At 70.2% G+C, this 25,837-nt stretch carries 23 protein-coding genes and 1 riboswitch; of the genes, 11 read left to right on the plus strand and 12 right to left on the minus strand.

The genetic code is table 11. The features are described from left to right. Window positions 1-105 precede the first annotated feature (105 nt). From ACIBVL_RS35785 to ACIBVL_RS35800, 4 genes are all read right to left on the minus strand, one after another. Complete coding sequence (locus ACIBVL_RS35785) at window positions 106-435, minus strand: DUF952 domain-containing protein (protein WP_399104078.1); 330 nt, start codon at window positions 433-435, stop codon at window positions 106-108. A 9-nt stretch (window positions 436-444) separates the two neighbouring features. After that, window positions 445-648 carry a hypothetical protein gene (locus tag ACIBVL_RS35790; protein ID WP_399104080.1) on the minus strand — a complete coding sequence of 68 codons (204 nt, stop codon included), beginning with the start codon at window positions 646-648 and terminating at the stop codon, window positions 445-447. Window positions 649-796: 148 nt separating this feature from the next. Continuing rightward, window positions 797-1,888 (minus strand): family 2 encapsulin nanocompartment cargo protein polyprenyl transferase, encoded by a 1,092-nt coding sequence (locus tag ACIBVL_RS35795; protein ID WP_399104082.1) that lies wholly within the window; start codon window positions 1,886-1,888, stop codon window positions 797-799. Between the two features lie 23 nt (window positions 1,889-1,911). Beyond that, window positions 1,912-3,318, minus strand: coding sequence for a family 2B encapsulin nanocompartment shell protein (locus tag ACIBVL_RS35800; RefSeq protein ID WP_399104084.1), 1,407 nt, complete (start codon window positions 3,316-3,318; stop codon window positions 1,912-1,914). Window positions 3,319-3,491: 173 nt separating this feature from the next. Here ACIBVL_RS35800 and ACIBVL_RS35805 point away from each other — a divergent pair, with 173 nt between their 5' ends. Beyond that, entirely contained in the window at window positions 3,492-4,379 is an 888-nt protein-coding gene (locus tag ACIBVL_RS35805; RefSeq protein ID WP_399104086.1) for a 1-aminocyclopropane-1-carboxylate deaminase/D-cysteine desulfhydrase, read from the plus strand. Window positions 4,380-4,527: 148 nt separating this feature from the next. On the opposite strand, the gene ACIBVL_RS35810 is transcribed toward ACIBVL_RS35805, so the two are convergent. Next, window positions 4,528-6,123, minus strand: a complete 1,596-nt coding sequence (locus tag ACIBVL_RS35810; RefSeq protein WP_399104088.1) for a Na+/H+ antiporter — start codon at window positions 6,121-6,123, stop codon at window positions 4,528-4,530. A gap of 59 nt (window positions 6,124-6,182) precedes the next feature. On the opposite strand from ACIBVL_RS35810, the gene ACIBVL_RS35815 reads away from it, so the two are divergent. The 3 genes from ACIBVL_RS35815 (at window position 6,183) to ACIBVL_RS35825 (ending at window position 8,278) form a co-directional block, all read left to right on the plus strand. Further along, a complete protein-coding gene (locus ACIBVL_RS35815) occupies window positions 6,183-6,443 on the plus strand; it encodes a UBP-type zinc finger domain-containing protein (protein ID WP_399104090.1) in 261 nt (86 codons plus the stop codon). Between the two features lie 291 nt (window positions 6,444-6,734). After that, the gene (locus tag ACIBVL_RS35820; RefSeq protein WP_004925829.1) at window positions 6,735-7,148 is read left to right on the plus strand and encodes an anti-sigma regulatory factor; all 414 of its coding nucleotides are present in this window, start codon (window positions 6,735-6,737) and stop codon (window positions 7,146-7,148) included. Then, entirely contained in the window at window positions 7,145-8,278 is a 1,134-nt protein-coding gene (locus ACIBVL_RS35825; RefSeq protein ID WP_399104092.1) for a SigB/SigF/SigG family RNA polymerase sigma factor, read from the plus strand. The genes ACIBVL_RS35820 and ACIBVL_RS35825 overlap by 4 nt, the downstream gene beginning before the upstream one ends. Window positions 8,279-8,318: 40 nt before the next feature. Here ACIBVL_RS35825 and ACIBVL_RS35830 read toward each other — a convergent pair whose 3' ends face one another. After that, window positions 8,319-8,771, minus strand: coding sequence for a hypothetical protein (locus ACIBVL_RS35830; protein WP_399104094.1), 453 nt, complete (start codon window positions 8,769-8,771; stop codon window positions 8,319-8,321). Window positions 8,772-8,887: 116 nt separating this feature from the next. On the opposite strand from ACIBVL_RS35830, the gene ACIBVL_RS35835 reads away from it, so the two are divergent. Beyond that, window positions 8,888-9,856, plus strand: coding sequence for a diacylglycerol/lipid kinase family protein (locus tag ACIBVL_RS35835; protein ID WP_399104096.1), 969 nt, complete (start codon window positions 8,888-8,890; stop codon window positions 9,854-9,856). Window positions 9,857-10,176: 320 nt separating this feature from the next. Then, window positions 10,177-10,434 (plus strand): WhiB family transcriptional regulator, encoded by a 258-nt coding sequence (locus ACIBVL_RS35840; RefSeq protein WP_016639615.1) that lies wholly within the window; start codon window positions 10,177-10,179, stop codon window positions 10,432-10,434. A 191-nt stretch (window positions 10,435-10,625) separates the two neighbouring features. Here ACIBVL_RS35840 and ACIBVL_RS35845 read toward each other — a convergent pair whose 3' ends face one another. Continuing rightward, the gene (locus ACIBVL_RS35845) at window positions 10,626-12,092 is read right to left on the minus strand and encodes a sensor histidine kinase (protein WP_399104371.1); all 1,467 of its coding nucleotides are present in this window, start codon (window positions 12,090-12,092) and stop codon (window positions 10,626-10,628) included. A 413-nt stretch (window positions 12,093-12,505) separates the two neighbouring features. Between ACIBVL_RS35845 and nagB the strand changes: the two genes are divergently transcribed. Further along, window positions 12,506-13,291 (plus strand): glucosamine-6-phosphate deaminase, encoded by a 786-nt coding sequence (gene nagB / locus ACIBVL_RS35850; RefSeq protein ID WP_399104098.1) that lies wholly within the window; start codon window positions 12,506-12,508, stop codon window positions 13,289-13,291. 66 nt (window positions 13,292-13,357) lie between these two features. Here the strand turns inward: nagB and ACIBVL_RS35855 are convergent, their stop codons facing one another. From ACIBVL_RS35855 to ACIBVL_RS35870, 4 genes are all read right to left on the minus strand, one after another. Beyond that, entirely contained in the window at window positions 13,358-14,839 is a 1,482-nt protein-coding gene (locus tag ACIBVL_RS35855; protein ID WP_399104100.1) for a glycoside hydrolase family 3 protein, read from the minus strand. 8 nt (window positions 14,840-14,847) lie between these two features. Beyond that, window positions 14,848-15,684: a carbohydrate ABC transporter permease gene (locus ACIBVL_RS35860; protein ID WP_399104102.1), complete on the minus strand. Its 837-nt coding sequence runs from the start codon at window positions 15,682-15,684 to the stop codon at window positions 14,848-14,850. Between the two features lie 5 nt (window positions 15,685-15,689). Continuing rightward, window positions 15,690-16,676: a carbohydrate ABC transporter permease gene (locus ACIBVL_RS35865; protein ID WP_399104104.1), complete on the minus strand. Its 987-nt coding sequence runs from the start codon at window positions 16,674-16,676 to the stop codon at window positions 15,690-15,692. A 74-nt stretch (window positions 16,677-16,750) separates the two neighbouring features. Then, a complete protein-coding gene (locus ACIBVL_RS35870) occupies window positions 16,751-18,031 on the minus strand; it encodes an extracellular solute-binding protein (RefSeq protein WP_399104107.1) in 1,281 nt (426 codons plus the stop codon). Window positions 18,032-18,375: 344 nt separating this feature from the next. On the opposite strand from ACIBVL_RS35870, the gene ACIBVL_RS35875 reads away from it, so the two are divergent. From ACIBVL_RS35875 to mctP, 3 genes are all read left to right on the plus strand, one after another. Further along, the gene (locus ACIBVL_RS35875) at window positions 18,376-19,140 is read left to right on the plus strand and encodes a GntR family transcriptional regulator (RefSeq protein ID WP_399104109.1); all 765 of its coding nucleotides are present in this window, start codon (window positions 18,376-18,378) and stop codon (window positions 19,138-19,140) included. A 100-nt stretch (window positions 19,141-19,240) separates the two neighbouring features. After that, entirely contained in the window at window positions 19,241-19,498 is a 258-nt protein-coding gene (locus ACIBVL_RS35880) for a DUF3311 domain-containing protein (RefSeq protein ID WP_399104111.1), read from the plus strand. Then, window positions 19,495-21,123 carry a monocarboxylate uptake permease MctP gene (mctP, locus tag ACIBVL_RS35885; protein ID WP_399104113.1) on the plus strand — a complete coding sequence of 543 codons (1,629 nt, stop codon included), beginning with the start codon at window positions 19,495-19,497 and terminating at the stop codon, window positions 21,121-21,123. The genes ACIBVL_RS35880 and mctP overlap by 4 nt, the downstream gene beginning before the upstream one ends. Window positions 21,124-21,326: 203 nt before the next feature. Here mctP and ACIBVL_RS35890 read toward each other — a convergent pair whose 3' ends face one another. After that, window positions 21,327-24,908 carry an ATP-binding protein gene (locus ACIBVL_RS35890; RefSeq protein WP_399104115.1) on the minus strand — a complete coding sequence of 1,194 codons (3,582 nt, stop codon included), beginning with the start codon at window positions 24,906-24,908 and terminating at the stop codon, window positions 21,327-21,329. Between the two features lie 140 nt (window positions 24,909-25,048). Here ACIBVL_RS35890 and ACIBVL_RS35895 point away from each other — a divergent pair, with 140 nt between their 5' ends. Beyond that, the gene (locus ACIBVL_RS35895) at window positions 25,049-25,555 is read left to right on the plus strand and encodes a GNAT family N-acetyltransferase (protein ID WP_399104117.1); all 507 of its coding nucleotides are present in this window, start codon (window positions 25,049-25,051) and stop codon (window positions 25,553-25,555) included. A gap of 90 nt (window positions 25,556-25,645) precedes the next feature. Next, window positions 25,646-25,736: riboswitch (cobalamin riboswitch) on the plus strand. The last annotated feature ends 101 nt before the right edge of the window (window positions 25,737-25,837 follow it).

Raw genomic sequence — 25,837 nt, forward strand, 5'->3', positions numbered from 1 at the left:
ACGTGCACACCGTCCGCAAACCAGGCACTACGAAACAGCGAACCAAGAAGTCAACAACCCCACGACCCCGCCGCACAGGTTAAAGATCAAGCTAGGGGTGCCCCGTCACCCCCAGCTTTCCACGTCCACCACGGCGTCCACCGGGATCGGCCCGTACACGTGCGGGAACTCCTCACCGCCGGGCTCCGGGGCCTCATACCTCAGCGGGACGTCCAGCCGGGCGGGATCCACGACGAGGACCACCAGGTCGTCGGGGCCGTCGTAGGAGCCGTAGAGGAAGGCGGCCACCTTGGGGAGCTGGGCTCGGGTGGAGCAGTGGATGAAGCCCTCCTCCGCGAGGGTGCGGCCACGCGTGGACCAGTCGTACGCGCCCTGTTCGCGGGCCGCCGCCCAGAGCGCGCGTTCGGTGATGTGGAGGATGTGGGGTTCGGTCATGGAGGCACGCTAGCCGGTCGGCTCGGCCCGGGCGTCGTGCTCCTCGCGCTCACGAGGGACGGGAGCGCCCTCCGCGACGTACGCCTCGCATTCCGGGTTGTGGCACGGGCCCGGCACCCAGCGCGGGACCCACGCGCCCAGGGTCTTGTGGCGCCGGACGACGGACTGGACGGGCTGCCCGCAGACCGGACAGACGCGTTGTTCTCTGTCCATGCCATCAGGGTAGGGCGGACCGGCCGTCAGTGCTCCCTTCTGTACGTCCGAAGCGCGCCGGACCGGTCCGGCGCAGACGCCGGTCGGCCCCGCACACCGTGGGGATGCGCGGGACCCACCGGGGTCTGCACCGGGCGCCGCACGACGACTACGCGCTGCGCCGCGTCACGAACTCCGCCAGGGCCAGCAGGCCGCCCGCCGACTCCGGGTCCGGGATGGCCCGGGCCAGTTCGTCCATCGCGCGGGACATCCGCTCGGCCGCCTGGTCCTGGGCCCAGGCGCGGCCACCGGCCCGTTCGACGGCCAGGGCCGTGCGGTCCAGGTCGGCCGGCTGGTACGGGGCCGCGTAGAGCCCGGCCAGTTCCGCGGCGGCCGGGGTGCCGGAGGCCAGGGCGGCCACCACCGGCAGGGACTTCTTGCGGACGGCGAGATCCGCGCCGGCCGGCTTGCCGGTGTACCGCGGGTCGCCCCATATGCCGATGACGTCGTCGATGAGCTGGAAGGCGAGCCCGGCCTCCCGGCCGAACGCGTCCAGCGCCTCGACGTCCTCGTCCGCCGCGCCCGCGTACAGCGCGCCCACCGCGCAGGCGCACCCGAGCAGCGCGCCCGTCTTGGCCTCGGCCATGGCGAGCACCTCGTCGAGGGTGACCTCGGCCGGGCCGCGCTTCTCCATGGCCGTGTCGGCCTGCTGGCCCTCGCAGAGTTCGACCACACAGGCCGCGAGCCGGGCCACGGCCGCCGAGGACGCCGGGTGCGGGTCCCCGGCGAGCATGCCGAGGGCCAGCGCCTGGAGGGCGTCCCCCGCGAGGATCGCGTCGGCGTCGCCGAAGACCCTCCAGGCGGTGGGGCGGTGCCGGCGGGTGGTGTCCCGGTCCATCACGTCGTCGTGCAACAGCGTGAAGTTGTGGACCAGTTCGACCGCCGCGGCGGCCCGGACGGCGGCGGGCGGGTCCGCCGGTCCGCCCAGCGCGGCGGCCGCGGCGAGGACGAGCGCGGGACGGATCGCCTTGCCCGCGTTGCCCTCGGCCGAGGTGCCGTCGGCGTGCTCCCAGCCGAAGTGATAGCGCGCGATCCGGCGCATCGAGGAGGGCAAGGCGTCGACGGCCGCGCGCAGTTCGGGATCGACCGCCACCCGGGCGCGCTCCAGGATCGCCGCCGCCTCCTGCCCGTCGCACGCCGCCGGTCCGGCCGCCGCCCGGCTGTCCCCCCGGCTCCCGATGGACGTCCGCCTGTCCCGCATCCCGTACGGCCTGGTGGCGAAGGTCACCGCCAGCGGCCGATCTCGACGTTCTCCAGTACGCCCAGCGCGTCCGGCACCAGGACCGCCGCCGAGTAGTAGGCGGTCACCAGGTACTTGATGATGGCCTGTTCGTTGATGCCCATGAACCGCACGGACAGGCTCGGCTCGATCTCGTCCGGGATGCCGGACTGGCGCAGGCCGATGACGCCCTGGTCCTGCTCGCCGAGACGCATGGCGATGATCGAGCTGGTGCGGGCCTCGCTGACCGGGATCTTGTTGCACGGATAGATCGGCACTCCGCGCCAGGTGGGGATCCGGTTGCCGCCGACGTCGATCGTCTCGGGCACGAGCCCGCGCTTGTTGAGCTCGCGGCCGATCGCCGAGATGGCGCGCGGGTGGGCGAGGAGCATCTTGGTGCCGCGCCGCCTGCTGAGCAGCTCGTCCAGGTCGTCGGGGCTCGGCACACCGTCGTGCGGCTGGAGCCGCTGGTCGTACTCGCAGTTGTGGAGCAGCCCGAACTCCCGGTTGTTGACCAGCTCGTGCTCCTGGCGCTCCTTGATCGCCTCGACCGTCAGCCGCAGCTGCTGTTCGGTCTGGTTCATGGGCTGGTTGTAGAGGTCCGCCACGCGTGTGTGGATGCGCAGCACGGTCTGGGCGATGCTCAGTTCGTACTCGCGCGGACGGGCGTCGTAGTCCACGAAGGTGTGCGGGATGTCCGGTTCACCGGCGTGGCCCGCGGCCAGGTCGACGGCCTTCTCGCCGTACTTGTTGGTGCGCTGCTCGGGGATCGCGCGCTGCCGCTGGAGGTGCTCGCGCAGGGAGTCGGCGCGCTCCGCGACCTGCTCGACGTCCTGACGGGAGAGGATCAGGACCGTGGTCGCCGTGACGGTTCGGGCGGTGTACTCCCAGATGGGGTCGGCGTCGAGCAGGGCGTGCTCGCCGAAGTACGCGCCGTCGGCGAGGACGCCGAGGACCTGGTCGTCGCCGTAGGGGCCGGTGCCGACCTTCTCGATCCTGCCGTGGGCCAGCAGATAGACCTCGTCGGTCTGGGTGCCGAAGGAGGTGATGACCTCGCCCGCGGCGTACTCCCGCTGCCGGCAGCGGGAGGCGAGCTCCGACAGCACCTCCTCGTCCTCGAAGTCGCGCAGCGCCGGCAGTTCGCCCAGTTCGGCCGGGATCACCTCGACACGGTCGCCGGTCTTGACGAACGTGATGCGGCCGTCCCCGACCGCGTACGTGAGCCGCCTGTTGACCCGGTACGTACCACCCTTCACATCGACCCAGGGCAGGTTCCGCAGCAGCCAGCGGGAGCTGATCTCCTGCATCTGCGGTGCGGACTTGGTCGTGGTGGCCAGGTTCCGCGCGGCCGCGGTGCCGAGACTCTGCTGCGGCTTGACCGAATCCGTGCGGACCTCTTCGCCTACCGACATGGAGAAATGCCCTCCCGAATCACGCACGGGCGCCGAACTGCGCCGGTGCACTGGTACGTGCACCAGGCTTCCATCACGGTGTGTGCTCGTGCTATTACCCGAAAGAGCGGGAATGGATCATCACGGGCCGGGGAAGCAGGCCGGTTCCGCGATCGGTGTTCGACAATGGGCGGGTGACCGATCTGCGCCCCCGTCTGCCCTCCCCGCTCCAGGAAGTGGCCGACGACCGGTTCGCACGGCACGGCGTACGGCTGCTGCTGAAGCGGGACGACCTGATCCATCCGGAGCTGATCGGCAACAAGTGGCGCAAGCTGGTGCCCAATCTGGAGGCGGCGGCCGGGCGCACGGTCCTCACCTTCGGCGGCGCCTACTCCAACCACCTGCGCGCCACGGCCGCCGGCGGCCTGCTGCTGGGACTGTCCACGGTGGGCGTGGTGCGCGGTGACGAGCTGTCCGGCCGACCGCTGAACCCCTCGCTCGCCCGGTGCGCGGCCGACGGTATGCGGCTGCACTTCGTGGACCGCTCCACCTACCGCCGCAAGGCCGAGCCGGACGTGCTCCGGAAGCTCTCGGCCGCGGTCGGCGCCGAGGAGGCGTACGTCGTCCCCGAGGGCGGCAGCAACGCGCTCGCCGTCCGCGGCTGCCGGGCCCTCGGCGCGGAGCTGCGCGGCCGCGCCGATGTCGTCGCCCTCGCCTGCGGCACCGGCGGCACCCTCGCGGGCCTGGCCGCCGGCCTCGGCCCCGGACAGCGGGCCCTGGGCATACCGGTCCTCAAGGGCGGCTTCCTGGGCGACGGCATACGGGCCCTGCAGACCGAGGCCTTCGGCGCTCCCACGCGCGCGTGGGACCTCGACGAGCGCTTCCACTTCGGCGGATACGCCCGGGTCACCCCCGAGCTCGACGCCTTCGCCGAGGACTTCGAGCGCCGGCACGGCGTTCCGGTCGAACGTCTCTATGTCGCCAAGTTGCTCTACGGACTGGTCGCCCTCACCGAGGAGGGCGCCTTCCCGCGCGGGACCCGCCTCGCGGCGGTGGTGACCGGATCACCCTTCACCGTCTGAGCGATCCGAACCCGACACCGCACCTCTAGGGCGTGTTGTGACCCGCAGCGTTGTTCACACGGCTGATGGGTGGCCGGCCGCCGAGTGCGGTGTGGCAGCGGTGGTGGTTGTGGGTGTGCAGGAAGTCTGCCAGGGCTGCGGTGCGGTCCTAGGCCGTCTCCCGGTAGGCCGCCGCCTCCTCCAGGTCCAGTCGGCGCAGCAGGGTCCGCAGCATCTCGTCGTCGATGTAGCGGCCGTCGCGCAGCCGTACGAACATCGTGCGCTCGGCGCTGATCATCTCGCGGGACAGCCGGCGGTAGGTGTCGTCGACGGTCTCACCGGTGATCGGATTGACCTGGCCGAGGCGCTCCCAGACGGCGTTGCGGCGGCGTTCCAGGACGTCGCGCAGACGGTCGGCGAGCGGCGGGGGCAGGGCGTTGCGCTCGTCGGACAGCAGGGCTTCCAGGCGCTCCTCGGCCACGCGGGAGGCCTGCGCCTGGGCGTTGGCCTCGGCGAGCGTGGCGGCCTGCGGGTCGGGCCCGGGGAACTTCAGCACGCGGATCAGCGGGGGCAGGGTCAGGCCCTGGACGACCAGCGTGCCGATGACCGTGGTGAACGTCAGGAAGAGGATCAGGTCGCGGCGCGGGAAGGGCGCGCCGTCCTCCACGGTGAGCGGGATGGAGAAGGCGATGGCCAGCGAGACCACGCCCCGCATGCCGGCCCAGCCGATGACGAAGGGTCCCCGCCAGGTGGGGTTCTCCTCCCGCGAGCGGATGCGTGCCGACAGCGCCCAGGGCAGGAAGGTCGCCGGATAGACCCACAGGAAGCGGGCGACGACGACCACGAGGAAGAGGGCGACCGCGTACCAGGCGGCCTCCACACCCTCGTACGAACCGAGGCCCCTGAGGACCACCGGCAGTTGCAGGCCGATCAGGGCGAAGACCGCCGACTCCAGGACGAAGGCGACCATCTTCCACACCGCCTCCTCCTGGAGCCGGGTGGCGAAGTCGACCTCCCACGCGCGGTGACCGAGGTAGAGGGCGACGACGACCACGGCGAGCACGCCGGAGGCGTGGAACTGCTCGGCGGACGCGTACGCGACGAACGGGATCAGCAGGGAGAGCGTGTTCTGGAGGAGGGGCTCCTTCAGGTGGGTGCGCAGCCAGTGCAGCGGGGCCATGAGGATCAGGCCCGCGACGACCCCTCCGACCGCCGCGACCAGGAACTCCTCGATGCCGCCCGCCCAGGACGCGCCCTCGCCGACCACGACCGCCAGGGCCACCTTGTAGGCGGTGATCGCGGTGGCGTCGTTCAGCAGGGACTCCCCCTGGAGGATCGTGGTGATCCGGGACGGCAGGCCGACCCGGCGCGCCACCGCCGTCGCCGCGACCGCGTCCGGCGGAGCCACCACCGCGCCCAGCACGAGCGCCGCGGTCAGCGGAAGTCCGGGGACGAGCAGGTAGGCGGCCCAGCCGACGACGACCGTCGCGAAGAGCACGTAGCCGACCGACAGCAGGGCCACCGGTCTGAGCTGGGCGCGCAGGTCGAGGTAGGAGCTGTCGGTGGCCGAGGTGTACAGCAGCGGCGGCAGCAGCAGCGGCAGGACGACGTCCGGGTCCAGGGTGTAGTCAGGGACTCCGGGCACGTACGACACCGCCAGGCCGACCGCGACCAGCAGCAGCGGGGCCGGCACCGGGGTGCGCCGGGCCGCCGCCGCGATCGCAGCGCTGCCCGCCACCAGCAACAGCAGTGGCATCACGTCCATGTCTCGCCCGCCTCGTTTTTCCGCGCGGGCGTCCGCACGCCCGTCGTAATCTGGCAATCATGAAACAGTGCACGCACGCCGACGCGCTGCCCGACCCCGAACCCGTCCCGCTCGGCGAGACGTGTCCGGAGTGCCTGCGTGACGGCACCCACCCGGTGCAGTTGCGGCTGTGCCTGACGTGCGGCCACGTCGGCTGCTGCGACTCCTCGCCCAGCCGGCACGCGACGGAACACCACAAGGAGACCGGGCATCCCGTGATGCGGACCTTCGAGCCCGGGGAGAATTGGCGTTGGTGCTTCGTCGACCACGTCCTGGTGTGAACATCTGAGGAGGTCCGGACGTTCTACTTCCGAGACGGTCAGGCCGTCCGGCGGGTACGGTTCGACCATCTGACGCCTGGGTACGTCAACCCGGCGCGCCCTCTTCCCTTTTGGGCCCGCAGCCCCCTAGACACGGAGCGTGTTCACAGCTTTACTGTGAGTGACGCCAGGGGGTTGGGGTCCCAGGGACAGAAACGTGAGAGCGCGATAGCGTCACCGCTGCACCACACACGCGTTACCCCGGGGGGCAACCCTCGGCCCCGAAAAGCTTGTACCACCTTGGAGGTGAGGGTGTCCCAGATCGCAGGCGAGCCCGCGACCCAGGACTTCGTGGAAGTCCGGCTGCCGGCTGCGGGTGCCTACCTGTCGGTGCTGCGGACGGCCACGGCCGGTCTCGCGGCCCGTTTGGACTTCACCCTGGACGAGATCGAGGACCTGCGCATCGCGGTGGACGAGGCCTGCGCGATCCTGCTCCAGCAGGCCGTGCCCGGCTCGGTGCTCAGTTGTGTCTTCCGGCTCGTCGACGACTCGCTCGAGGTCACCGTCTCGGCACCGACCACCGACGGACATGCCCCCTCGCGGGACACCTTCGCCTGGACCGTGCTGTCCGCCCTCGCGGGCAAGGTCTCCTCCGCCGTCGACGAGGACAAAACCGTTTCGATCAGCCTCTACAAACAGCGCGGCGCGGGACCCGGGCCGGCGTGAGGAACGGGGACGGGCCGGTGCGGGACGAAGAGCGCGGCACACGGGAGCTGCCGGCCGAGAACGATTCAGTCTCTCCGGGCGGTTCCCGACGCATGACGGCGGACGGTATCGACGGTATCGACGGCATTCCCGAGCAGGCCCGGCCGCATCCGGAGGATGCCCCGGGACAGCGGCGGGACCTGGATACCGTGCAGGACCCGCCCCGTGAGGGGCGGATCGGGGGCTCCCCCGGCCGGGCTGAGGACAGGGCTCGACAGAGGGCGACGGGCGGGACGATGAGCGAGCACGAGCGAGACGACGAACACCGCGTGCCGGGCACGCAGCACGAGCCACGCAACCAGCAGGAGCCCCGCAACCAGCAGGAGCCCCGGGAGCAAGGGGATCGCAGCGGGGCGCGGGCGATGTTCGTCGAGCTGCGCGGGCTGAAGGACGGCAGCCCCGAGTACGCGGAGCTGCGCAACCAGCTGGTCCGTATGCACCTTCCGCTCGTCGAACACCTGGCGCGGCGTTTCCGCAACCGCGGCGAGCCGCTGGACGACCTCACCCAGGTCGCCACCATCGGCCTGATCAAGTCGGTCGACCGCTTCGACCCGGACCGCGGCGTCGAGTTCTCGACGTACGCGACCCCGACGGTCGTCGGCGAGATCAAGCGGCACTTCCGGGACAAGGGCTGGGCGGTGCGTGTCCCGCGCAGGCTCCAGGAGCTGCGCCTCGCGCTCACCACGGCGACGGCGGAACTCTCCCAGCAGCACGGCCGCTCCCCCACCGTCCATGAGCTGGCCGAGAAACTGGCCATCTCGGAGGAGGAGGTCCTGGAGGGCCTGGAGTCCGCCAACGCGTACTCCACGCTGTCCCTGGACGTCCCCGACACCGACGACGAGTCCCCCGCGGTCGCCGACACCCTCGGCGCGGAGGACGAGGCGCTGGAGGGCGTCGAGTACCGGGAGTCGCTCAAGCCGCTCCTGGAGGACCTCCCGCCGCGCGAGAAGCGGATCCTGCTGCTGCGGTTCTTCGGCAACATGACCCAGTCGCAGATCGCGCAGGAGGTCGGGATCTCGCAGATGCACGTCTCCCGGCTGCTGGCGCGCACACTGGCACAGCTGCGGGAGAAGCTGCTGGTCGAGGAGTAGGGCTAGGGGGAGGTGGTGAGGCCTTCCCGCGGAGCGACCGCTACTTCGGCGGGTTGCCGGGCCCCCGGATCCCGAGGGCCCGGGTCGTCTCGCCGTTGACGAGCAGGACGAGCGCCGCGACGGCGACGACCGCCAGGGCGATGCCCGCCGGGATCGCCATGCTGTCGGCCTGCAACAGGTTGTAGGCCACCGGCAGCGCCATGACCTGCGTGATGACGGCGGGCCCCCGGCTCCAGCTGCGCCGGCCGAGCAGTCCACGGGCGGCGAGGAGCGGCAGCAGCGCGAGCACCATCAGGGTCACGCCGCCGGTGACGGCCTGCTGACGGTCGTCCGGGTCGCCGGTGATCCCCAGGACCGAAATCCACACCCCGCCGACGACCAGCGCCAGCCCCTCGAGGCCGGCCAGCGCGGCGGCGTAGATCAGCCGGCGCGGCCGCGGACCGGTGGCGTCCGGGGCGGTTTCGGGGGCGAGGGGGCTCTGCTCACTGCTCACCTCTGAAGGGTAGCCCCGCCCGTGCGCGGGCCCGTGTCGAGGCTCACGCCCGATCTCTTACCGCTTCCCCACCTCGGCCTGTGCCCGGGTACCACCCAGTAGGTACGCTGCAACTCATGCGTGCACTCCTCGTGGTCAACCCGGCAGCCACCACTACGAGTGCACGGACGCGTGACGTCCTCATCCACGCGCTCGCCAGCGAGATGAAGCTGGAGGCGGTCACCACGGAGTACCGCGGACACGCGCGCGACCTCGGCCGGCAGGCGGCGGAGAGCGGGAACACCGACCTGGTGGTGGCCCTCGGCGGCGACGGCACGGTGAACGAGGTCGTCAACGGCCTTCTGCACGCCGGCCCCGAGCCGGACCGGCTGCCCGGTCTCGCGGTGGTCCCCGGCGGCTCCACGAATGTCTTCGCCCGCGCCCTGGGTCTGCCCAACGACCCCGTTGAGGCCACCGGCGCCCTGCTGGACGCCCTGCGCGAGCGGAGCCAGCGCACGGTCGGCCTCGGTCTCGCCTCCGGCACGCCGGGCACGGAGGACGAGGCGGTGCCCTCGCGCTGGTTCACCTTCAACGCCGGGCTCGGCTTCGACGCGGGAGTCGTCGGCCGGGTCGAACAGCAGCGGGAGCGGGGAAGAAGGTCCACGCACGCCCTCTATCTCATGCAGGCCGTGCGTCAGCTCCTCGGAGAGCCGGACCGCCGGCACGGATCGATCACGCTGGAACGGCCGGACGCGGACCCGGTGACCGATTTGGTGCTTTCCATAGTCTGCAACACGGCTCCGTGGACCTATCTGGGCAATCGCCCGGTGTACGCGTCGCCTAAGGCCTCGTTCGATACGGGGCTCGACGTACTCGGTCTGAGCCGTCTGTCCACGCCCGCGGTTGCCCGGTATGGCACCCAGTTGCTCACTTCGTCCCCCGAGCGGGGACCACAAGGGAAGCATGCCCACTCCTTCCACGACCTGGACCGGTTCACCTTGCATTCGAAGGTGCCCCTGCCCCTCCAGATGGACGGCGACCACCTCGGGCTGCGTACGAGCGTGACGTTCACAGGCGTACGCCGTGCACTGCGTGTGATTGTGTGAGCAGAAAGGGCTGAAGTCCTTTCACTCGAACGTTTAGGCCAGGGTCCACCCCATGGAAGTACGGCTGTGACCTAGTCGACACCGAGGAATCAAAAAAAACTTTCCGGAAGGGGTTGTATCCGCCGCTGAGGTTTGCGAGTCTCTACGTGGCGATCGGGACGGCCCGCAACACCAGCCTCCACTGATCACCAGAACCCCTCTTCAATCCACAGGACCACGCCAGCGAACCTGGCGGGTTGGCCCTTCACTTGTTGAGGGATTCGTGAAAGCGTTCACATTCACAAGCAACCTGCACGTAATACCAAGGAGAGGTAGCAGCCATGGACTGGCGTCACAACGCCGTTTGCCGCGAGGAAGACCCCGAGCTCTTCTTCCCCATCGGCAACACCGGTCCTGCGCTGCTGCAGATCGAGGAAGCCAAGGCCGTCTGCCGTCGCTGCCCGGTTATGGAGCAGTGTCTGCAGTGGGCGCTCGAGTCCGGCCAGGACTCCGGCGTCTGGGGTGGTCTCAGCGAGGACGAGCGCCGTGCCATGAAGCGTCGCGCCGCCCGCAACCGGGCCCGTCAGGCCTCCGCCTGACAACACCCGCCCCGCACACAGCCTGAGCTTGGCGGCGCGTACAGCGAGTACGCTTCTCCCGCCCCCGAGCCGCAGCGCGCAGTACCCCCGATGCGCAGCTAATCGCTGGCAACGAGCATTCGAGCCCCGGACCCCTGAACGGTCCGGGGCTTCTTGCTGCGTGCCGCCCCCTTACCGGCTCGCCTCTCCCCCTACTTCTGCGCGCGCACCGGGATGTCCAGGATCACCTGGGTACCGCGCTCCGGTGCCGGGACCATGTCGAAGCTGCCGCCCAACTCGCCCTCCACCAGCGTCCGTACGATCTGCAGGCCGAGGTTGCCGGAGGTGTGCGGGTCGAAGCCGTCCGGCAGGCCCACGCCGTCGTCCTGGACGGTGACCAGCAGGCGGGCCTCCTTCGTCGTCCCGCCGCGGACCGCCGAGACCTCGACCGTGCCGGTGTCGCCCTCGCGGAAGCCGTGCTCCAGGGCGTTCTGGAGGACCTCGGTGAGGACCATGGACAGCGGGGTGGCGACCTCCGCGTCCAGGATGCCGAAGCGTCCGCTGCGCCGGCCGGTCACCTTGCCCGGCGAGATCTCCGCCACCATCGCCAGGACGCGGTCGGCGATCTCGTCGAACTCCACGCGCTCGTCCAGGTTCTGAGAGAGCGTCTCGTGCACGATGGCGATCGAGCCGACCCGGCGGACCGCCTCCTCCAGAGCCTCCCGGCCGCGCTCGGAATCGATTCGACGGGCCTGCAGGCGGAGCAGGGCGGCGACCGTCTGGAGGTTGTTCTTCACCCGGTGGTGGATCTCCCGGATCGTGGCGTCCTTGGTGATCAACTCACGTTCGCGACGACGGAGTTCGGTGACGTCCCGGAGCAGGACGAGCGAACCGATGCGGGTGCCCTTGGGCTTGAGCGGGATCGTACGGAACTGGATGACCCCGTCGCTGGACTCGATCTCGAACTCGCGGGGTGCCCAGCCGCTCGCGACCTTGGCGAGCGCCTCGTCCACCGGGCCCCGGGTGGGGGCGAGTTCGGCGGTGGTCTGCCCCAGGTGGTGGCCGACGAGGTCGGAGGCGAGGCCGAGGCGGTGGTAGGCGGACAGCGCGTTCGGAGAGGCGTACTGGACGATGCCGTCGCCGTCGACGCGGATCAGGCCGTCACCGACACGCGGGGCGGCGTCCATGTCCATCTGCTGGTTGGGGAAGGGGAAGGAACCGGCCGCGATCATCTGCGCGAGGTCGGAGGCGCTCTGGAGGTAGGTCAGCTCCAGCCGGCTCGGGGTGCGCACGGTGAGCAGGTTGGTGTTGCGGGCGATCACCCCGAGGACGCGCCCGTCACGCCGTACCGGGATGGACTCGACACGGACGGGGACCTCCTCGCGCCACTCCGGGTCGCCCTCGCGCACGATCCGGCCCTCGTCGAGGGCGACGTCGAGGAGGGGGCGGCGGCCGCGCGGCACCAGATGGCCGACCATGTCGTCCTGGTAGGAGGTGGGGCCGGTGTTGGGGCGCATCTGGGCCACGGAGACATAGCGGGTCCCGTCGCTGGTGGGGACCCACAGGACCAGGTCGGCGAAGGAGAGGTCGGAGAGCAGCTGCCACTCCGAGACCAGCAGATGGAGCCACTCGAGGTCGGAGTCGTCGAGTGCGGTGTGCTGGCGTACGAGTTCGTTCATGGAGGGCACGTCTGCGAGCGTACCCGGGCGCCGGGACGTGTCCGAAAAACACCCGCGGGCCGCGGCGCCTGGGAGGGACCCTCAACCCTCCCGGCACCGCAGCCCGGAGCAATATCGACCACGGGGTGTGCGGTCCCGTCGGCCGAAGGTGAGGAGCCGGGGCAGTCAGGGCAGAGAGCTCCGGACCCTCGGTCCGCCTTCCTGTGCGGGGAAGACGGAAGTTCTCGTGTGGTTCCTCCGGGGTTGTTCCCCCGTGAACCATTGTGGACTAGACCACAAGGTGTGTCCATGCCCCCGCGTGCATAACGCAGCCTAGCCGCTGCGGGTTCCTCCAAGGGATGAGATATGGGGGGCAATTTCACGACGCTCTGCTAGATTGGTCTAAACCACTCAGCTCAGAACGGCAGGCCAGCGTGGAAGTTGTCATCGTTCCGGACGCCAAGTCGGGTGGCGAGCTGATCGCCGAGGCCATGGCGGGGCTGCTGCGGCGCAAGCCGGACGCGCTGCTCGGCGTGGCCACCGGCTCCACCCCGCTGCCCGTCTACCAGGCGCTCGCGGCCAAGGTGCGCTCCGGCGAGACGGACACCTCACGAGCGCGGATCGCCCAGCTCGACGAGTACGTCGGGCTGCCCGCCGAGCACCCCGAGTCCTACCGCTCGGTGCTGCGGCGCGAGGTGCTGGAGCCGCTCGGCATCGACATGGAGGCGTTCCTCGGGCCCGACGGCACGGCTGTGGACATCCAGGCGGCGTGCGCGGCGTACGACGCGGCGCTGGCCGCGGCCGGCGGGGTGGACCTCCAACTGCTCGGGATCGGCACCGACGGGCACATCGGTTTCAACGAGCCGTGCTCGTCGCTGCGCTCGCGGACCCGGATCAAGACGCTGACCGAGCAGACCCGGGTGGACAACGCGCGCTTCTTCGACGGGGACATCGAGCAGGTGCCGCACCACGTCATCACCCAGGGCATCGGCACGATCCTGGAGGCGCGGCACCTGGTGCTGCTCGCCACGGGGGAGGGCAAGGCCGACGCGGTCGCGGCGACGGTCGAAGGGCCGGTTGCCGCGGTGTGTCCGGCGTCGGCATTGCAGCTGCATCCGCATGCGACGGTCGTCGTCGACGAGGCGGCCGCTTCCAAGCTGAAGCTTGCGGAGTACTTCCGGCACACATATGCCAATAAGCCGGAGTGGCAGGGAATTTGACGCGGGGATGAAGCACTGCGGGCGCCGGTTCCGAAAAGGGAACCGGCGCCTTTCGTGTCGTGGGATTCACTTTCCGGCGATGATCTCCGCCGCCGCCCGGCCGCACACACGGGCCGCGCCGTGGGTCGCTATGTGCAGGGCGCCGCGGGGGGACGCCTGGGGGACGCCCATCTCCACCACGATCGTGTCGGGGCGGGCCGTCAGGAGGGTGTCCAGGGCCGCTGTCATCCAGGGGTGGCGGTGCTCGTCGCGGAGCACGGCGACGATGCGCCGCTCCCCCGCCGCGGCCAGCGCCGCCCGTCCGGCGTCCTCCCCGGTGAAGCTCCCCGTCATGGTGCCGGGCAGGATCCGGGCCAGCTCGGGTGCCAGGCCCCACGGCGTCTCGTCACCGACGGCGATGTTGGCGACCGGGGTGAGGGCGGCGACGTACGGGGGTTCGGTGAGGGGGGTGAACGTGCCGGCGCCGGTGACGCCGAGGGCGCGGCGGGCGGCCAGCAGGCCTACGTCCGGCCTGGCCCCACCGGTGTGCTCGGGAGCCGCCCCCGTCCAGCGGGCCAGGGCCCGTACCCGTTCCGCCGCGTCCGCCAGGCGCTCCTCGGGGAGCTCGCCGGTGCGGACGGCGGTGATCAGGGCGTCGCGGAGGCGGCGTACCGTCGCGTCGTCGGCGAGGCCGCCGCCCACGCAGATGGCGTCGGCGCCGGCGGCGATCGCCAGGACGCTGCCGCGTTCGATGCCGTAGGTGGCGGCGATGGCCTGCATCTCCATGCCGTCGGTGACGATCAGGCCCTGGTAGCCGAGGTCGCGGCGGAGGAGGTCGGTGAGGACGGGACGGGACAACGTTGCCGGGCGGATGGGGTCCAGGGCCGGGACCAGGATGTGCGCGCTCATGATCGCCCTGGTGCCGGCCCCGATGGCCGCGAGGAAGGGGATCAGTTCGCGTTCCGCCAGGGCGTCGGCCGGTACGTCGATGCGCGGGAGCGCGTGGTGGGAGTCGACGGCCGTGTCGCCGTGCCCCGGGAAGTGCTTGGTGCAGGCCGCCACGCCCGCCGACTGCAGGCCGGTGACGTAGGCGGCGGTGTGGCGGGCGACCAGGCCGGGGTCGGCGCCGAAGGAGCGGACGCCGATGACCGGGTTGGCGGGGTTGGAGTTCACGTCCGCCGACGGGGCCCAGTTCAGGTTCACCCCGCACTCCGCGAGCCGGCGTCCCAGTTCGTACGCCACCTCCCGGGTCAGGTCCGGGTCGTCCACCGCGCCCAGCGCGTGGTTGCCGGGGAAGCTGGAGCCCGTACGCACCTCCAGGCGCGTGACGTCTCCGCCCTCCTCGTCGATCGCGACCAGGACGTCGTCCCGTTCCGCGCGCAACTGGGCCGTGAGTGCGGTGAGTTGTTCCGGGGAGGCGATGTTGCGGCCGAACAGGCCGACCGAGGCCAGGCCCTCGCCGAGGCGGCGCAGCAGCCAGTCGGGGGCGGTGGTGCCGGGGAAGCCGGGCTGGAGGACCGTCAGGGCGTCCCGGGTCAGCGTGTCGGTGCCGCTGGCGAGTGTCGTCATCGGGGGCGTCATCCCTTCACGGCGCCCGCGGTCAGACCCGCGGCCATCTTGCGCTGGACGAGGAGGAACAGGACGACGATGGGGATCGCCATCATGGTGGCGCCGGCCATCATCGGGGCGTACTCGGTGCCGTGCTTGGTGGTGAAGTTGCCGAGCCAGACGGTCGCGGTCTGGTTCTTCTGACTGAGCAGCATCAGGGCGTACAGGTACTCGTTCCAGGCCTGGATGAAGCCGTAGACCGAGGTGGCGACCATGCCGGGGGCGAGGAGGGGGAAGACCACACGGACGAAGGCGCCGGTGCGGCTGCAGCCGTCGACCATCGCGGCCTCCTCCAGTTCCTTCGGGATGTTGACGATGAAGCCGCGCAGGGTCCACACCGTGAAGGGCAGGACGAAGGTCAGGTAGGTGATGATCAGGCCGGAGAGCTTGTCGTACTGCTCCAGGTCGTTCAGGAGCAGGAAGACCGGGATGATCATCGCGACCAGCGGGACCATCTGGACCGCGAGGATGCCCACGATCACGATCTTGCGGCCTCGGAAGGCGAACCGGGAGATGGCGAGGGCGGCCAGCATGCCGACGACGACGCCGATCGCCACGACCGCCAGGGAGACGATCAGGCTGCGGCCGACCGGGCCCCAGAAGTCGGCGATGGCCAGCGCGCGACGGAAGTTGGACAGCGTGACACCCGTCGGCAGCAGGCTCGGGTCGGGGTCGATCGCGTCCTTCGCCGGCTTGAACGCCGTGTTGAGCATCCAGTAGACGGGGAAGCCGACGACGGCGAAGACGAGGAGGCCGAGGAGGTTCCAGCCGAGCTTCGGCCGCCTCGGAGCGGAAACCGTACTCATGCTGCTCATTCGACTTCTCCGATCTTCAGCATCTGACGCATGTAGACGGCGACCACGCCGAGCAGCAGCAGGACGGTGATCAGGGCTATCGCCGAGCCCTGGCCGTAGTCGTTGACGACGAAGGCGCGGTCGTAGGAGTACGTGGTCAGGAGCTGGAACTCGGGCTCGGGGTGGCCGTTGCGCATCACGAACACCTGCGGGAAGACGCCCATGTCCCAGATGACCGAGAGGGTCGTGAGCATCACGACGATCGGCTTGAGGACGGGCAGGGTGACGTACCGGAAGACGCCCCAGGAGCCGGCGCCGTCGAGGCGGGCGGCCTCCTCCAGTTCGGCCGGGACCTGGGTGAGGCCGGCGCTGAGCGTGATGACCACGAAGGGGACCGCGCCCCAGATCACCAGCAGCATGATGACGGCCAGGCCCTGCGGTCCGCTGGCGAACCAGTTGTGGCCGATCAGCTCGACACCGGGCAGCTTGCTCAGGACCGCGTTGAGGATGCCGTAGTCGGAGTCGAACAGCCACTTGAAGACGGTGGTGGCGACGATGACGGGCATGCCCCAGCTGGCCACGAGCGCGATGTTGACGAGGGTCTTCACCCAGCCGGAGACCCGCTGGAGCAGCAGCGCGACCAGCATGCCGAGGACCATCGTGAGGATCACGCAGCCGGCCGCGAAGACGATCGTGCGGACGACGACCTGCCAGAACTCGCCGTCGCCCAGCACGCCCGCGAAGTTGTCGAAGCCGACGTTCTCGGCCGGCTGGAAGCCCCACAGCTGGGACTGGCCGAACTTCTGGAAGGAGAGCGTCACCAGGCGGACCAGCGGATAGCCCATGACCAGCGCGAGGATCAGCAGACAGGGCGCGAGGAGCAGCCAGGGGGTGGTGGCGGAGGTCTTCCGCCGCCCCCGGGGCTGTCTCGCCTCGGTCCGTGGTGGGGGTGACGGCCGCGTCGGCGGCACCTTGACAGGGGTGGTCGTGTCTGCGGCACTCATCCGCGCGCTCCTCAGCGGTCCCTCGGGTCGTACGGGAGGCGGCGCCCGGCACAGGGCGGGGCGCCGCCTTCAGGTCACTTGGTGTTGATGACCTTGTCGATCGCGGCGTCCGCTTCCTTCGCGGCCTCCTCGACCGACTTCTTGCCGGTGCCGATGCTCTGCAGCATGTTCTGCAGGACCTGGGCCTTCTCGACCTGGCCCCAGCCGGGGGCCATCGGGACGAACCAGTTGGACTCGGCCGCGGTGGCCGGGACGGCCGTCGCCGGGTCGTTCTTGAGGGTGGCGAGGTCGGTCTTGTTGTTGGGCAGGTTGCCCTTGGCCATCAGACCCTTCTGGCCGGAGGGGCCGGTGAAGGCGTTGATCCACTCTGCGGCGAGGTCCTGCGCGTCCGACTTCACCGGGACGGCGAGGTCGGAGCCGCCCAGGAAGACCGGGAGGTTCTTGCCGGACGGGCCGGGCATCACGAAGTTCTCGACGTTGCCCGCGAGCTTGCCGGTCTTGTCGTTCTCCTTGGCCGCGGCGGTCGCGCCCTCCCAGGCGGGGGCGAAGATCATGCCGGACTTGCCCTGGCCGTAGACGATGTACCGGTCGGACTCGTCCTTGGTCTTGTCGCCGTGCATGTACGAGTCGACGACCTTCTTGAACTCGGTCAGACCCTTGAGGGAGTCGGCGGAGGAGAGGTTGCCCTTCCACTGACCGCCGGACTCGACGGCGATCGAGCCGCCGGCGTCGTAGACGAAGGACATGGCCGCGTACCAGTCGCGGGTGGGCTGGTACCAGGCGGAGAACTTGTCGCCCTCCTTCTTCTGGACCTTGTCCAGGGCGTCGGTCAGCTCGGCGTACGTCTTCGGCGGGGACTTCACGCCCACCTTGGCGAAGACGTCCTTGCGCCAGTTGGCGACCCGGCCGCCGGCGTAGTACGGGACGCCGTAGATCTTGCCGTCGTAGGTCACCGAGGCCTTGAGGCCGTCCAGCCAGGCGGAGGAGTTGTCGAACTTCGAGGCGTCGAGGGGGGCGAAGGCGCCCTTCACCATGTAGCTGAGCATCTCGGTGTTGCCCATCTCGACCACGTCGGGCGCCTTGTCGGTGGCGAGGACCGCGTCGAGCTTGGCGTTCTTGTCGGGCCAGCCGTAGTACTCATGGGTGATCTTGAGGCCGGGGTGCTTCTTCACCATCGCCGCGTCGGCCGCCTTCACCAGCGCGGGCCAGTTGTTCTGGGCGTCGACCGTCAGCCAGACGGTCAGTTCCTTGGCGTCGGAGCCCTTCGAGTCCCCGCTGCCCTTGTCGTCCCCGCACGCCGCGATGGAGATCATGATGCCCGCGATTCCGATCGCGGCTATCAGCTTGCGCTTCACGCCACCCTCCTCAGGATGCCCACACACCCCCCGCGCCACGACGCCGGGACCTGGACCAATGGTGTAGACCAGTGCGCAGAGCTTGGCTCAGACCAATAGGCCTGTCAAGGGTGGCCGAAAACGCTTTGACCAGCCGTTATGCGACCTACATATGCAGGAACCTTTAAGTAAGAAACCGTCGAAAACATCGAGACCTGCGACCGCGCCTCCGCTAGACCACTCGGCGGTTGGACTAGACCAGCAAAGGTTGCGACGGTATACAGAGGGGATCACGGAACAGCGGGGCACTCACCGCCGTATCCGTGCCACGATGTGACCCGCATCCGGAGCCGGGAAGGCAGGCCATGACCACCGACGTCAGCAGTGCGGAGAACGAGGGTGGGACGACCGTCCGTACCGCGCGCGTGCCCAAGTACTACCGCCTGAAGAAGCATTTGCTCGATATGACGGAGACCCAGGCCCCGGGCACCCCCGTCCCGCCGGAGCGGACGCTGGCGGCCGAGTTCGACACTTCCCGCACGACGGTCCGTCAGGCGCTGCAGGAGCTGGTCGTCGAGGGCCGGCTGGAGCGCATCCAGGGCAAGGGCACGTTCGTCGCCAAGCCGAAGGTCTCCCAGGCCCTGCAACTCACCTCCTACACCGAGGACATGCGCGCGCAGGGCCTCGAACCCACCTCGCAGTTGCTGGACGTCGGTTACATCACCGCCGACGACACCCTCGCCGGTCTGCTCGACATCACCGCGGGCGGACGCGTGCTGCGCGTCGAGCGGCTGCGCATGGCCAACGGCGAGCCGATGGCCATCGAGACCACCCATCTCTCCGCGAAGCGTTTCCCCGCCCTGCGCAGGTCACTGGTCAAGTACACGTCCCTGTACACGGCGCTCGCCGAGGTCTACGACGTCCATCTCGCCGAGGCCGAGGAGACCATCGAGACCTCCCTGGCCACCCCGCGCGAGGCCGGCCTGCTCGGCACCGACGTCGGCCTTCCGATGCTGATGCTCTCCCGCCACTCGCTCGACAAGGACGGCCAGCCGGTGGAGTGGGTGCGGTCGGTGTACCGGGGCGACCGCTACAAGTTCGTGGCACGGCTGAAGCGGCCGGCCGAGTAGAGAGTCTGTGGAGGGTCTTCCGCTGGGCTTACCCGTCACTTACATTGCCTGCGCATTACAACGGTGATCAAGGCGATCAGTGAGGGGACGGAAGCCGCCGATGTCAGAATCCCCGGAAGTGACCAAGGAGCCGGTGGTGACGCCTCTGCGCGTCGTCATCGGCCTCTGTCTGCTCGCACCCTTCGTGGCGATGCTGTGGGTGGGTTCCTACGCGAAGGTGGACCCGGCGTTCATCGGGATCCCCTTCTTCTACTGGTACCAGATGCTCTGGGTGCTGGTCTCGACCGTGCTCACGATGGTCGCGTACAAGCTGTGGCAGCGTGACCGGCGGACGCGCCGGGGAGGTGCCGGCCGATGAACGACGGCGTGAACGGCGTCGCACTCGGCGTCTTCATCTTCTTCTTCCTGGCCGTGACGGCCATGGGCTTCCTGGCCGCGCGCTGGCGCAAGGCCGAGAACGAACACAGCCTCGACGAATGGGGCCTGGGCGGCCGGTCGTTCGGCACCTGGATCACCTGGTTCCTGCTCGGCGGCGACCTGTACACGGCGTACACCTTCGTCGCCGTGCCCGCGGCGATCTACGCGGCGGGCGCGGCCGGCTTCTTCGCGGTGCCCTACACGATCCTGGTGTACCCGCTGATCTTCACGTTCCTGCCGCGCCTGTGGTCGGTCTCGCACCGGCACGGGTACGTGACGACCTCGGACTTCGTGCGCGGCCGCTGGGGTTCGAAGGGCCTGTCGCTGGCGGTGGCGCTGACCGGCATCCTCGCGACGATGCCGTACATCGCGCTCCAGCTGGTCGGCATCCAGGCCGTCCTCGACGTGATGGGCGTGGGCGGCGGCGAGAACACGAACTGGTTCGTGAAGGACCTGCCGCTGCTGATCGCGTTCGGCGTGCTGGCGGCGTACACCTACTCCTCCGGTCTCCGGGCGCCCGCGCTGATCGCGTTCGTGAAGGACACGCTGATCTACATCGTCATCGCGGTGGCGATCATCTACATCCCGATCAAACTGGGCGGTTTCGACGACGTCTTCGCCAAGGCGGGCGAGGCGTTCAGCCAGACCAACCCGGCGACGGGCAAGCCGCGTGGCGCCCTGGCACCGGCGGAACCGGGCCAGTGGACGTACGCCACGCTCGCCCTCGGCTCCGCGCTCGCGCTCTTCATGTACCCGCACTCGATCACCGCGACCCTCTCCTCCAAGAGCCGTGAGGTGATCCGCCGCAACACCACGATCCTGCCGCTGTACTCCCTGATGCTCGGCCTGCTGGCCCTGCTGGGGTTCATGGCGATCGCGGCGGGCGTGAAGGTGCAGAACGGCCAGCTGGCGATCCCGCAGCTGTTCGAGAACATGTTCCCGGACTGGTTCGCGGGCGTCGCCTTCGCGGCCATCGGCATCGGAGCGCTCGTCCCGGCGGCCATCATGTCGATCGCGGCCGCGAACCTCTTCACCCGCAACATCTACAAGGACTTCATCAAGCCGGACGCGACGCCCGAGCAGGAGACCAAGGTCTCCAAGCTGGTCTCCCTCCTGGTGAAGGTGGGGGCCCTGGTCTTCGTCCTCACCATGGACAAGACCGTCGCCATCAACTTCCAGCTCCTGGGCGGCATCTGGATCCTGCAGACCTTCCCGGCCCTGGTCGGCGGCCTCTTCACCCGGTGGTTCCACCGCTGGGCCCTGCTCGCCGGCTGGGCGGTCGGCATGATCTACGGCACGGTCGCCGCGTACGGCGTCGCCTCCCCGACCCAGAAGCACTTCGGCGGCTCGGCGAAGGAGATCCCGGGCATCGGCGAGATCGGCTACATCGGCCTGACGGCGTTCGTGCTCAACCTGGCCGTGACGGTGGTCCTGACCTTCGCCCTGAAGGCCCTGAAGGCCCCGGAGGGCGTCGACGAGACCAGGCCGGAGGACTACACGGCGGACGCGGGCGACCCCGGGGTCGAGGTGGAGCTCCCGCCGGCGACCGCGGGCACGTCCCACTAGGGCGTTGGTGAAAGTAGCGTCGTCCGCCCGGAGGGCGGGCCCGGCGGTGCCCGGTGCGTGCGATCGCAAGGCGGAGGGTCGCCCCGACACTGGATGTATCGGGGCGACCCCGACAACGCAGCGAGCGTGCGTGCCAGGCGCCGCCGGGCAGGCGGGACTTTCACCACATGCCCTAGGAACGGGACTTTCGCGACACGGCCCGGTCAGTCCCGGGTCCGTCTGGCCATCGCGTCCCAGAAGCGGTCCAGTTCACGGACTCGCATGCCGACCCAGTGCGGGGTCTTCCTGCGCACTCCCCGGGGCAGCCAGCGCCGGACGCTGCCGGGCAGCAGGGCCTGCTGCTGGCGGCAGAACGGCTCGCGGATCTCTCCCCGGGGCAGACCGCCCCGGGGAGGGTACGGGCAGAGCTGGAACTTGCAGTCGGGCAGACAGGTGGAGCCCGGTGCGGGCGGGGTGGAGGTGCCGATCCGCAGCCCGGGGCGCAGCGGTTCCCGGTTGGTGCGGATGCACGGCGGCAGCGGCATGCCGGGCTGCTCCGCGCGGGCCAGCCGCTCCTCCACCTCGTCCGGGTGTCCGTCCCGTTCGATGAGGTTCAGCATCACCAGTACGTCGGCGACGAGACGTTGGGCGCGCGGGTCGAGGGTGCTCCAGCCGACCGAGGGCGGGATCCACAGGCTGTGCTTGCGGTACCCCCCGGTGTTGCCCGCGCGGGCGCCGATGTTGTCGGCGACGCCCTTCTCGTCGATCCACAGGAACCGCTCGGGCTGTCCGGTCTCCAGGGCGAGGGCGACCAGGTCGCCGGCCTCGGCGACGAACGGATGCAGACACCGCCGGGCCGGCTCGCCCGGCTGGTCCTCGTGGCCCGGCACGGAGTTCACCGTGCCCGCCATCGACAGCCAGCGCTCCGCCGTCTGTACGGCGGTGGCCCCGCCGAGCGGCTGGAACGGCTGGTGCCCGTCGGGGCGGCCGCCGGCGTTGTCCGCGAGCTCCCACAGGCACAGCGCCTGGAGCAGGCTGAGCTGCGCGTACCAGCACCGGGACTGCTGCAGCACGGTCTCCGCCTGCCGGATCAGGTCGGCGCGGCCGCCCGAGTAGGTGTGCGGGTGCCGTTGGCGCCGGTTGGCCGCGTACTTGAAGCCCTGGGCCAGCGCGGCCTCGAGGGCGAGCGGCAGGTCGGGGACCCCTCCGGTGAACTTCGGGTCGAGGTGGCGCAGCCACTTCGTGAGGCGCTCCCGGGCCTCGTCGCGATGGGCCTCGTCCACGGAGCCCAAGAGCATCGGGAGCATCCAGGCCCGCATCACGAACTCCCGGAAGAGAGCGAGCCGTTGCCCGCGGTAGCGCCGGTTCAGTGCCTTGCGGTCCTCCTGCAGCCGCCCGATGTCCTCGGCCGACTCGCCCCGCGGGGACGTACGGGCCGCCCTCGCCCGCCCCATGCGCGCGGCCCATGCCTCGTACTCCCGTCTCTTCCAGGCCCTCAGCCTGTCCAGCCGGTCGTTGTACTCCTGCACGGGGTCGCTGTTGAGACCGACCCGCTCGCGGATCACGGCGAACGCCGCGTTGCCGCCGGTGCCGAACTCCTGCGCGACGACCAGGCGGATGGAGTACGAGGATTCCTGGATGCCCAGCTGGAAGAGCTCCCAGTACAGCGGGGTGGTGTCGATCCGCTCGGAGACCTTCCGCAGCGCGGCTCCGACCTGTTTGAGGACTCTGCGCTTGGCGTCCCTCAGGGTGCGCCGGTCTCCCTTGATGCCGGGCCAGTGCCGGCGCAGCGCGATGACGATCTCCCTCAGGTGTCTCGGGTCGTTCTCGGCGCTCTCGATCTCCAGGGCGGCCGCATAGAGGTCCAGGGCCTTGGGGTCGTCGGTGCGGCGGCCCGCGGCGGCGCACAGCCGTTGGGCGAGCGGGCGGCCCCGTACGGGCGCCTGCCGTACCAGTTCCGCGATCTCCTTGCGTATCTCCGCCCGGACCCCGTGTCCCCGGACCGGAGGGTTCGCCGCCCGCCCACGGGAGAGCAGCACGAGGGCGATGAGCAGTTCGCGGCTGGGGCCGGGCGGTTGAAGCGCCTGCTCGGTCAGATCCCCCGCGCCCCGCTCCCCCAGGTGGTTGAGCACGCGACAGCCGAAATAGGCCTGGATGATGCTGTGCGGGAAACGGACCCGGTGCTCGAAGCCCTCCACCAGTTTGAGCTTGCTCGCATGGGCCGCGAAGCGGGCGAGGACGGCATGGCACTGGTCCATGTTGCCCTCGCGCAGCCGTCTGCGCTCCCCTTCGCCGAGCCGCTCGCACAGGGCGTCCCAGATCTGCTGCCGGTGCCACTCGGAGAGGGTGTTCCCGCGCTTGCCGTACTGGTCGAAACCGCGGCCGGCCCACACGTGCTCGGCTCGGGCCCGCGCGCGCCGTGCCGCGCCGGGGTGCAGGACGTCGGGGTCGGCCAACTCCGCGAAGCCGACCTCCAGCTTGTCCTGAAGCAGTCCGACGCAGGCCAGGGCGGAGACCACCTCGAGTGTGTCGCGGCGCTCCTGCGGAGCCAGCGCGACGTCCTCCCGCAGCTTCCCCTCGCACAGCGCCTCCGCCCAGGTCTCCAGCAGCCACAGCCGCAGGGTGGCGCGGTCGCGGCTGCGGGTGTTCATGTGCTGGGGGTCGTCGTCCGGCCGGTCGTGCTCAAGGATTCCCCGCCGGTGGAGTTCTCGGGCGATCTGAAGATAGATCGGCGACTCGGTCACCTCCGCCGTCTCCACGATCCAGTCCACCCGGCGCTCGTCGGTCTCCGGTACGTCCGCCTCGACGAAGCGCAGCGCCTCCTCCTCGCTGAGCGGTTCCAGCACGACGATCGCGGCGGAGGTGGTCTCCAGCGGGCTGTGCGGCCGGGAGGCGATGACCAGGGGCAGCTTCTCCTCGCGGGCGCGCTCGATGGCCCGGCGGATGACGTTGTCCCGGTTCTGCTGCCGGCCGTCGTCGAGCAGGGCCTCCTCAAGGCCGTCGGCGAGGACGACCGGCTTGTCGTCGGCGAGGAGTTGGTGCCAGACCCGGTCGGTCTTGCCCCGCGCCAGGATGCCCTTGGGCGCCTCCTCGGCGAAGCGCTGTCTGGCCAGGCGCTCGAAGTTCAGGTCGGCGCCGCCCGCCGCGTCCCGCAGTCTGACCGGCACCGGTACGGCGTGCTGACGGGCCAGGAGTTCGGTGAGCCGTACGAGGACGGCGGTCTTCCCCGCTCCGACGCCGCCGACGAGGAGATACGGCCGACGGGTGTCGCGCTCCCGCAGCCGCTCGGCGATGACCTGGGCGATGTCTTCGCGGCCCACGATCTGGGAGGTGTCGTATCCGGCGGTGGGCACGAGTCTGCGCGGATCCCGCAGTGCCTTGGTGAGATAACGCCGTTTGGTCCAGCGGTACCACCAGAACAGGAAGAGCGCGGCGGCGATCGAGGCGGCGAGGATCGGACCGACGAACTGGTAGACGGTCTTGAACCCCTCGTTGTCCTGCCGCCACTGCTCGAAACCGGTCGTGTCGCTCGTGATGAGGATGGACAGGCCCTCGCCGATCCAGGCGAGCAACGTCAGCACGGCGACCAGCCAGATCAACCTGGTGACGTTGGCGTAGGAGACGCACCGGCGCCACTTCTTGGGGCGGGTGACGCCGCGGCGGGCCTCCAGACGGATCGTCAGGGCGTGCCAGTGGCCGACGAACCCGCGTCCGACCCGGTATCCCGCCCGCCGGAAATGCAGTGTCGCCATCGGCGCGTCGCGCGGTCGCTCCTTGCCGGGCGGATGGCGGACGACCCTCGTCATGGTGCGGTCTCCTTCCGAGTTCCGGAGCGATTCCCGGGGCGGAGGATGCGCGGGGCGGAGGATTCGGCGGCGCCGTCGGCTTCTTCCATGGAAGCACTCCCGGCACGCTCCGCAACCCGGGCGTCCGGCAGACTCGGGCCATGGACATCGTGATACGGCATGTGGAGCCCGGCGAGTACGAGGTCCTCGGGGAGATCACCGCCCGGGCCTATCTCCAGGACGGGCTGCTCGACTTCGGGGAGAGTGACGGGTACCTGGAGGAACTGAAGGACGTGGCGAAGCGCGCCGCCTCCGCCCAGGTGCTCGTCGCCGTCGAGGGCGACAGGCTCCTCGGCGGAGTGACCTTCGTCCCGGGCCCCGGCCCCATGGCCGACCTCGCGGGTCCGGGAGAGACGGAGATCCGGATGCTCGCGGTCGACGGTGCCGCCCGCGGCCGGGGGGCGGGCGAGGCGCTCGTCCGCGCCTGTGTCGAGCGGGCGCGGGCCGTCGACGGCTGTGAGCGTGTCGTGCTGTCGACGCAGAAGGCGATGCGCGCGGCCCACCGCGTCTACGAACGGCTGGGGTTCGTCCGGGCGCCGGAGCGGGACTGGAAGCCCCTTCCGGAGCTGTACGACCTCACTCTCCTCACCTATGAGTTGACGCTCTGAAACCACCCTGCCACACCACCCCCGACACAACATCTGGGGGTGGCGTGCCAGGCGAGCACAAGATGTATGCTCATGCTCGCTGTCGCCCAGGGGAATCCGGTGGGAATCCGGAACTGTCCCGCAACGGTGTACTGGCGTGTGCGCACAGCCGTATCCGCACGCCTGTTTCAGTCCGAGGACCTGTCGACAGCGCGCCCGGCCGTCCGGTCCGGGTGCCTTGACGTCCGGGCCTCGTGGAGTGGGCCGGTGGACGCGACGCCGTGCGCGCTCGTGTGCTGCCCC

The organism is Streptomyces sp. NPDC049687 (assembly GCF_044465285.1).
Classification (GTDB): domain Bacteria; phylum Actinomycetota; class Actinomycetes; order Streptomycetales; family Streptomycetaceae; genus Streptomyces.